The organism is Streptomyces sp. AC550_RSS872 (assembly GCF_019049285.1).
Classification (GTDB): Bacteria; Actinomycetota; Actinomycetes; order Streptomycetales; family Streptomycetaceae; genus Streptomyces.
In genome coordinates, this window is sequence record NZ_JAGMUL010000147.1 from 1 (window position 1) to 210 (window position 210).

A 210-nucleotide genomic window follows, 5' to 3' on the forward strand; every position below is an offset into this window, starting at 1 on the left:
CCACCAGCGCCCCGGCCTGACCGCCGAACGCTTCATCGCCGACCCGCACGGCGCCCCGGGCACCCGTATGTACCGCACCGGCGACCTCGCCCGCTGGCACACCGACGGCCACCTCGAATACGCCGGACGCACCGACCACCAGGTCAAACTCCGCGGCCACCGCATCGAACCCGGCGAAATCGAAACCGTCCTGGCCGCACACCCATCAGT

At 71.0% G+C, this 210-nt stretch carries 1 protein-coding gene; it reads left to right on the plus strand.

The features are described 5' to 3' along the window. The coding region (locus tag KUM44_RS37045; protein ID WP_217214163.1) for an AMP-binding protein at window positions 1-210 on the plus strand (210 nt) is incomplete at both ends.